The sequence below is a fragment of the Nostoc sp. LEGE 06077 genome (assembly GCF_015207705.1).
GTDB lineage: Bacteria > Cyanobacteriota > Cyanobacteriia > Cyanobacteriales > Nostocaceae > Nostoc_B.
On the sequence record NZ_JADEWI010000109.1, the window covers coordinates 1 to 7,553 of the forward strand.

Below are 7,553 nucleotides of genomic sequence, written 5' to 3' on the forward strand. Positions count from 1 at the left end.
GTAAACGTGCAGTAATTGAATCAGTTAATGACCATCTGAAAAATATTTGTCAAATCGAACACTCTCGTCATCGTAGTCCATTTAACTTTTTGGTCAACTTGATGGCTGGTTTAGCCGCTTACACCTAATTTACCCAAAAAACCTAGCATTGACATTTACCCAAAAGATTTGCCTGCTCTACCTCCTGCAATTTTTTAGTTTCATTGAACTCACGTTAAATTAGAACTCTTGAATAAATATTCTCTGGTATAATAAAGTGTTATTTTTCTTCACTTTAGAGAGGTTAAAATAGGCACAATTTACAAAGTTTCTAAGATTAACTTTTGCTGGAAAATTCGTAAGGATTCAGGTGACAGAGTATTGACAAAGGGGATACTTGAGTAGGAGTATCACAAATATGAACCAAAACCTGCCTCAAGATTTAGACCGAGAAAGCTTGAACCAGTTATCAAAAGAACAACTGGTAGAGATAATTCTTGAGCAGAATAAGGTAATCCGTGAATTACAGAAAACAATCTTACAACTACAGCAAGAAGTAGAACGTTTAAAAGTCAGCCGAGATTTAGATAGCTCGAATTCATCGAAACCACCATCTGGAGATATTCACAAAAAGAGTGAAAACAAAAAAGCTCCTCCACAAGAGGAATCAAATCAGCCGAAAAAGAAGCCAGGCGATCAGCCAGGACATCAGGGAAAAACCCGTAAAGGCTTTGGCAGAGTAGACCGTTATGAAATCTTACGCCTTCTTAATTGTGATTACTGCGGTCAAAAAGCATTTGCACCCCTAGCAGTAAAAGTAGAAAAACACGCGGTAGCGCAATTAGTGGAACGACCTTCAAGGGGCGACAAGCGAGTTAAAGAGCTTGCTGTATAAGCTTCATAGCCCTTAAACCTCGCTGATAATATGCTTGCTTATTGCGACTGAAACCGAGCAGTTCCTCGACCCATGCTTGACACTCATGCCAAGCGACTATCCAATTTTGACCATATAAACCTATCCAGAAATTACTGTGACGTTTCTCATTTCTATTTTTTTCTTGACTACGACAAATATATGATTCTTGTTTTTGAAATTTAGTCCTTTGTCCATGTAACCAAGCACTGGTCATAGCTAAAGCAATTAAAAATATTATTCGTACAAGTCTATCAGGATTAGCTTGAGAACTTTCCAAATTGTAACCACCAGTTTTACAATCTTTGAACATGGCTTCAATCCCAAAGCGTTGAGTATATATTTTCAGAGCAGTATTTAAATCAGGCAAATTAGTTAATAAATACCAAGCTTCCTTTTCTTGTTTACTTTTATACTTTCTTTTCCAGTAGACTGCTAAATTAAACCGACCAAAACCTTTTTTCTGAGTCAACTTAACATTGGGATAAAATTGACGAATCCCAGGGTAAATCTCAATGCTACTTAAAGGCTTAAATTTTTGTCTTTTTTCTTGAAAAGTCGTATCCTTTTTTTGACGAAATATAAAACTCTGGTTCTGCTTGTGGAGCCAATGCGCCAGTTCTACGCTATGAAATTCTCTATCCCCGATAATCACTAATTTGTACTTTTTTAATAAGCGGATTACTGGACGTAATACTTTTTGCTGTTCTTCTAAGTTACTGCTACCATCTTTCTCTAATAAGCACCAATATATTGGCCATGCTCTTTTTTGGTAAATCACACTCACCATTAACACATTATTTTCTCTCCACTGCGTTCTATCCATCGCAATAGTTAATTGTGACCCTACCTTAAAATGTTGATTAATTATTGCTTCAATGATAGGAAACCACAACAATACTACACTTAAGGCATTCAATGTTAAAAACCTTTGTATATGCCGTCTACGACTGTTTTGTTGTATTGGTAGAGGTAAGGTTGCTGCCAGTCAATAATCTTCACCTGTTTCTGATTTTGTAACAACCACACCAACATTTTCAGAGTGATTAACTGTGCTTTATTTAGGTATTTTTCTAAAAAGTTTTGGTTATTGATGCCAACATTATGACGACGGTCTTAATCAAATTACGAGACCGTTCTTTTTTACCATTAAACTGTACCCTACAGGTAGCCGCTTAATAACTGTACAGTTCATTCTCAATAAGTACCCACATTTGTTAAGGGGTCTGTGCCTCTCAAACCTTTATCTGGCTAAGTTTAGAGGCGTTTGTCGCCCCTTGAACGTTTAGAGTCTGACTACGATGCTGTGAAAGCAGGTGTAACTATGTCAGTCAGCAATGGCCCCGTTGAAGGACATATTAATCGACTGAAAATGTTAAAGCGGCAGTCCCCTATTAAATGAAGTTGAGGAAATGCAAAGTATATTAGTTGCCAGTTTAAATAAACTCAAAGTTTGAATCTATAATTTCCTTCTGACTCCTTCTGCCTTCTGCCCTCTGCTTTCCCTCAACTTAGATCACCAAAAGTTGCCAAGAACCACTTTATGCTTTAAAAAATACTTGTATAGCAGTTTTCGCTGTGTTCGTATAGGGGCAAAAACAATTTTAGATTGGGGATTATGGATTTTAGCTCGAAAGTAAACTGATATTTTTCCTATTTTCAATAAGCGTAGGACGGGCAATTTCCACAGCGTAAAAATTAGGTTTTGATGAGCGATCGCACTTCTTTGCAGGATACAGAGGAGGGTGACAGTAGGTGATGGGGTTGTTTCTATGGGTCTTGATAACGAATTGGTATCAACTGAAATTCATCAAATTTCACAACTTCCGCGTCAGGTTTGCGCGTGTCAAAACGGTAGCTGCTGACTTTACCTGTGCCTGTATCAAAGATACTAAAAACAGTAATGTTATTACTAGCAAGATAAGGCATTGGTTTGCCATCTTTACTCAATAGCGGTGCAATGGTTGGCACTACTGGTTCTAAACCATTGGGGTCGCCGAGGGCAATATATTTTTCTTGATAACCTGTAGGAATTTCTCGTGTTCTTTCACCCCAAGCTGCACCATAAGTATTGCCCACATTTGATGTTTCTAAAAAGTGCATTCCTCTAGAACTAATAAAACGATTCCATAAATGGGAATGTCCGTAAAAGACTAATTGCACGTTGGCTTTTTCTAATAAGGGGACAACATCACGAATAATATAATCAGCATTGTGAGGATATTCGTAACGCACAGATGTAATTTTGTTCTGCTGATTGCTTTCAATAATTTGTACAGGATTGGTGTAAGCGGGGACAATATTATCACCGAGGGTGTGAGGTGGATGATGGAACATCACTACTTTATATTTAGCTTGTTGAAATTCTGGGCTATTGAGTTCGGCTGCTAACCAATTGTACTGTGTACTACCTTGGGCAATTAGCTCATAAATTATCTGTCCATAACCCCAATTTTCCGGGTTATCTAAATCTTGATCGGCTTCCCGATATCTACCTGTATATTTTTCGTCTAACTTGGGAGTGCGCCACATATTTGTGATGTACAAAACTACCAAACGCACATCACCAAAACTAACTGCATAATATTTTTTTCCGCCTGCTTGACTTTGGGGTAAAGTCAAAATTTCTTCGTAGGTATTTGTATTAAAAGAATTATCGATTAGGGATTTACCGCTATAAAGTTTTTGAGCAACAGCACGGGGAAATGTATCATCAAATTCATCGTTTAAACTGTTCTTTCTGGCAAAGCGTCCCATGACTTCATGATTGCCAATGCAACTATACATGGGGGCGTGTTGAATGATTTCCCCGCCAGTGTAGATAAATTTAACACCATCATGCTGCATTTCATATTTAGCACGACCTTGCAAACCGGGAAATAAAGCATTGCCCCGATTATCATCAAACCATTCCGAGGCGCGATCGCTCACATTAATTAAATCACCAGCAAACCAGACTGCATCAACTCTTCCCACAGTTTCTACGACTTTTTGCAGGTTTGCGGCGGTCATCGGCTTGAGTTGATGGTCGGAAGTTAAGAGAATTTTGAGTGGTGTACCCGGTTCAGGTTTAGCAGCCAGGGTAAATATCTCACTGCTAACAGATACGCCGTCTTCTCTCTCGCTGGTAACGCGATAATTTACCCGCACCCCTGGCGTTAACTTTATTACCTCAGCTTCGTGTCGCCAAATATCACGTTTTGTTGGTTGTTGATAAACTTGTCCGTCTTGCGTTTGCTGACCAACTCTCGATTTTTGGTCTTCTCGCGTACGGCTAAGTTTTGTAGTAGTTGCTTTGGCAGTTTGCTGTAAATCTTCACCATAAGCAACTGTGTGTTTATTGCCGACAAACTCAGTAAACCACACAACTCGGACTGAGTTGGCAGTTGGTAGTTGTAAAAATGGATCTGTTAACAGTTGCGGCGCTGCGGTCATAATGGTTTGCCCAAATGAATGCACGCTTACCAAGGTAAAGCATAGAACAAACAGAAGTACAGGTATGAGCAATTTCATGATTTGTCCTGGTTGGAATGTTCTGCGACAAATGCAGGTGCGCGGTGATTCGCTTTGTGATCATAATTCGCGCAATTTGATGGGATCAGGACTTACTTACGCACGAGTTACGGAATAACGTAGACGCGATAGCGGCTTGCCGCAGGCTACCACAGAGACGCAGAGGACACGGAGGAATGAGAATTTGAGAGGTTTTTTGCGTAAGTTCTAGGGATGTCAGCGAGTAAAAACCAGTTTGATCAATTATCTGTTTTAATTCTGCTGCCCACTGAGCATAATGAGAACCCCCGATAGTTCCTTGGGATAATTGAATTATCATTCTTATGCAGAGATATTTATTTACAAAGATGTCTTGACAAAATTTACTTATTCTTAACTTGTTACGGATGATGTTAAATAACCTTATGATGAAAAACAAGTTGTTAGCTCAAAATTTGCAGAGAAATCTGTAGAATGACAAAAGAGATGCATAAATTCTCTGGCGTAGGTGCAGTGTTATGAGAAGTTTAATTATATTCATCAATCTACTGTTAGTATCAGAGTTGCTTGGGGTGTTTCCTTTAATTGCTTTAGCACAGTCATCATCTCAACCATCTCCTAGTACGCAACCAAAGCCACCAAAAGAAGCAGAAACACAGGTACTTGTCTCAGAAGTAGTAGTAAAAGGCGCACCAGAAAATTTAGAAGATTTAGTTTACAAAACAATTAAGACTAAACCAGGTAAAACAAGTACGCGATCGCAATTACAAGAAGACATCAACGCCATTTTCGCTACAGGATGGTTTTCTAACGTCAGAGCCGAACCAGCCGATACTCCATTAGGCGTACGTGTAACTTTTATTGTCAAAACTAACCCCGTTTTAAAAAAAGTAGAAGTAACTGCTGTACCTCAAGCTTCTACGATACTATCGCCACAAGTCGTTAATAGCATTTTTAGTAAAGATTACGGTAGCACTTTAAATTTAAATAAATTGCAAAATAATATCGCGCAGTTAAATAAATGGTATCAAGATAAAGGCTATATCTTGGCGAGTGTAATTGGCCCACCACAAGTTGATGATAATGGTGTTGTCAAACTAGAAATTGCTGAAGGGGTGATTGAAAATATTCAAGTTAAATTTGTTACAGATGATGATAAAGAAATAGATAAAGATGGTAAGCCTATTGAAGGAAAGATTCCTGCGAAATTAATTATAGAAGAGTTTAATATTAAACCGGGACAAATATTTCTAAAATCGGTAACACAGCAACAAATCAAGCATTTATTTGATTTTGGCTTATTTAAAGATGTAGAAGTTGCCTTTGACACAGGCAAAGATAAAAACAAATTCATTGCAATTATTAAAGTTAAAGAAAATGAACTAGCTGAGAAGCTAGGTGAGAAATTTTTTGTTAATCAACAAGCATTAAATAAAGCCCAGGCTAACAAGGATGAATTAGGAATTGCAAATGCTACCAACAATATTGCTAATATTTATGCTGACTTAAAAGAAAAAGATGACCAAAAAAAAGCTATTCCTAAATATCAAGAAGCCCTGAAGATTTTTCAGCAGAAGCAAGATTTAATTGGACAAGCTAAAGTTTTTAATAACTTAGGTAATACATATAATAAAATTCAAGAATATAAACAGGCGATTGAAAATTACAATCAATCACTCATTCTATTTCAGATGCGCGGGCAGTTGAATTAGCTAAACCAGTAGAAATTAAGCAAATTCAAAAACAAATTTTAGATGATGATACATTACTTTTAGAATATCTATTAGGAGAAGAGCATAGTTACTTATGGTTAGTTAGTAAAACTGGTGTTAGTAGTTATCAACTACCCAAGCTTTCAGAAATAGAACCTTTAGCCAGAAAATTTTATACAGCAGTTTCTTCACCCAATCCATCATTGCCCGATCGCCAATCATCCCAACAGTTGAGTCAAATACTTTTGGGACAAGTTGTGAGTCAACTAGGAAAAAAACGCTTATTAATTGTTGCTGATGGCATCCTCCAATATATTCCTTTCAACGCTCTCCCTCATCCCAACTCTCCAGCAGACAAACCCGAACCTTTACTGCTGAAACATGAAATCGTTGGTTTACCCTCAGTTTCTACTCTGGCTGTGATTAGAAATAAGCAAAATTTTCGCAACCCCAGTAAGAGTTTAGCTATATTTGCTGACCCAGTTTTTAGCCGCAACGACGAACGATTAAAATCGCGCATAACTAACTCTAACGATGAAGAACTCTATGAGCGATTAACTGGTACACGCCAAGAAGCTGACGAAATTCTGTCGTTGTTTCCAAATTCGCAAAAATTGATCAAATTCGACTTTGCAGCGAACCGTCTAGCAGCTATCAGCCCAGAACTTAGTCAGTATCGCTTTGTGCATTTCGCTTCTCACGGGATTCTCGATAGCCAAAGACCAGAAAGATCGGGTATGGTCATGTCTGTAGTGAACGAAGTAGGGGATGTCCAAAGAAGCTTATTATCTATCCCTGATACTTTTAACCTCAAATTATCTGCTGACTTGGTAATATTAAGCGGTTGTCGTACTGGACTAGGAAAAACTGTTAAAGGCGAAGGTTTAGTCGGACTCACAGGCGGTTTGATGTATGCCGGTAGTAAAAGTGTTGTGTCTAGTTTGTGGAACGTAGCTGATGATGGTACGGCATTGCTGATGTCCAAGCTTTACTCGGCAATGCTGCAAAAAGGCATAAAACCCTCATCTGCACTTCGACAAGCCCAACTAGAGATGTGGCGAGATCCTCAATGGAATGCACCTTATTATTGGTCTGCGTTTGTCTTTCAAGGGGAATGGAATTGAGAGACTAGTGCAACAAGGCAAAAGATAACACAAGCCTTTTAGCAATTCCAGATGGTCTGTTTATTTACGCTGATCTGTACTAGGGAAATCAGAGGAGATAGGGTACTTGTACATTTGCACTAAGTTTCTTCGCTGGAATTAAGTAAAGCGATCACAATTTGCACTTAACTGACAAGTCTTCGATTGAGCGGGGGTCTGAAAACAGAAGAACTCTTGCATAAATATTTTCTGGTATAATGAAGGGTTATTTTCTTTTAGGTTAGAGAAGTTAAAATAGCCACAATTTACAAAGTTTCTAATATTAACTATTGCTGGAGAATCTTTACCTAAAAA

The 7,553-nt window shown here is 38.2% G+C and carries 5 protein-coding genes and 2 pseudogenes; 4 read left to right on the plus strand and 3 right to left on the minus strand.

Annotated features, from left to right (window positions below; all coding sequences use genetic code 11):
- Together IQ244_RS32835 and IQ244_RS31750 are read left to right on the plus strand one after the other, a co-directional pair.
- Positions 1 to 198 (plus strand): annotated as a pseudogene (locus IQ244_RS32835) (transposase); the annotation flags it as partial.
- Between the two features lie 199 nt (positions 199 to 397).
- Positions 398 to 835 (plus strand): annotated as a pseudogene (locus IQ244_RS31750) (DUF6444 domain-containing protein); the annotation flags it as partial.
- A 19-nt stretch (positions 836 to 854) separates the two neighbouring features.
- Here IQ244_RS31750 and IQ244_RS31755 read toward each other — a convergent pair.
- The gene (locus IQ244_RS31755; protein ID WP_228059296.1) at positions 855 to 1,880 is read right to left on the minus strand and encodes an IS4 family transposase; all 1,026 of its coding nucleotides are present in this window, start codon (positions 1,878 to 1,880) and stop codon (positions 855 to 857) included.
- Between the two features lie 782 nt (positions 1,881 to 2,662).
- Positions 2,663 to 4,327 carry a fibronectin type III domain-containing protein gene (locus IQ244_RS31765; RefSeq protein ID WP_228059294.1) on the minus strand — a complete coding sequence of 555 codons (1,665 nt, stop codon included), beginning with the start codon at positions 4,325 to 4,327 and terminating at the stop codon, positions 2,663 to 2,665.
- A gap of 575 nt (positions 4,328 to 4,902) precedes the next feature.
- Between IQ244_RS31765 and IQ244_RS31770 the strand changes: the two genes are divergently transcribed.
- The gene (locus tag IQ244_RS31770) at positions 4,903 to 6,096 is read left to right on the plus strand and encodes a POTRA domain-containing protein (RefSeq protein ID WP_193900641.1); all 1,194 of its coding nucleotides are present in this window, start codon (positions 4,903 to 4,905) and stop codon (positions 6,094 to 6,096) included.
- Between the two features lie 203 nt (positions 6,097 to 6,299).
- Positions 6,300 to 7,220 (plus strand): CHAT domain-containing protein, encoded by a 921-nt coding sequence (locus tag IQ244_RS31775; protein ID WP_193900642.1) that lies wholly within the window; start codon positions 6,300 to 6,302, stop codon positions 7,218 to 7,220.
- A 138-nt stretch (positions 7,221 to 7,358) separates the two neighbouring features.
- Here the strand turns inward: IQ244_RS31775 and IQ244_RS32840 are convergent.
- On the minus strand, positions 7,359 to 7,553 hold a 195-nt coding region (locus IQ244_RS32840), incomplete at its 5' end, for a hypothetical protein (protein WP_228059295.1).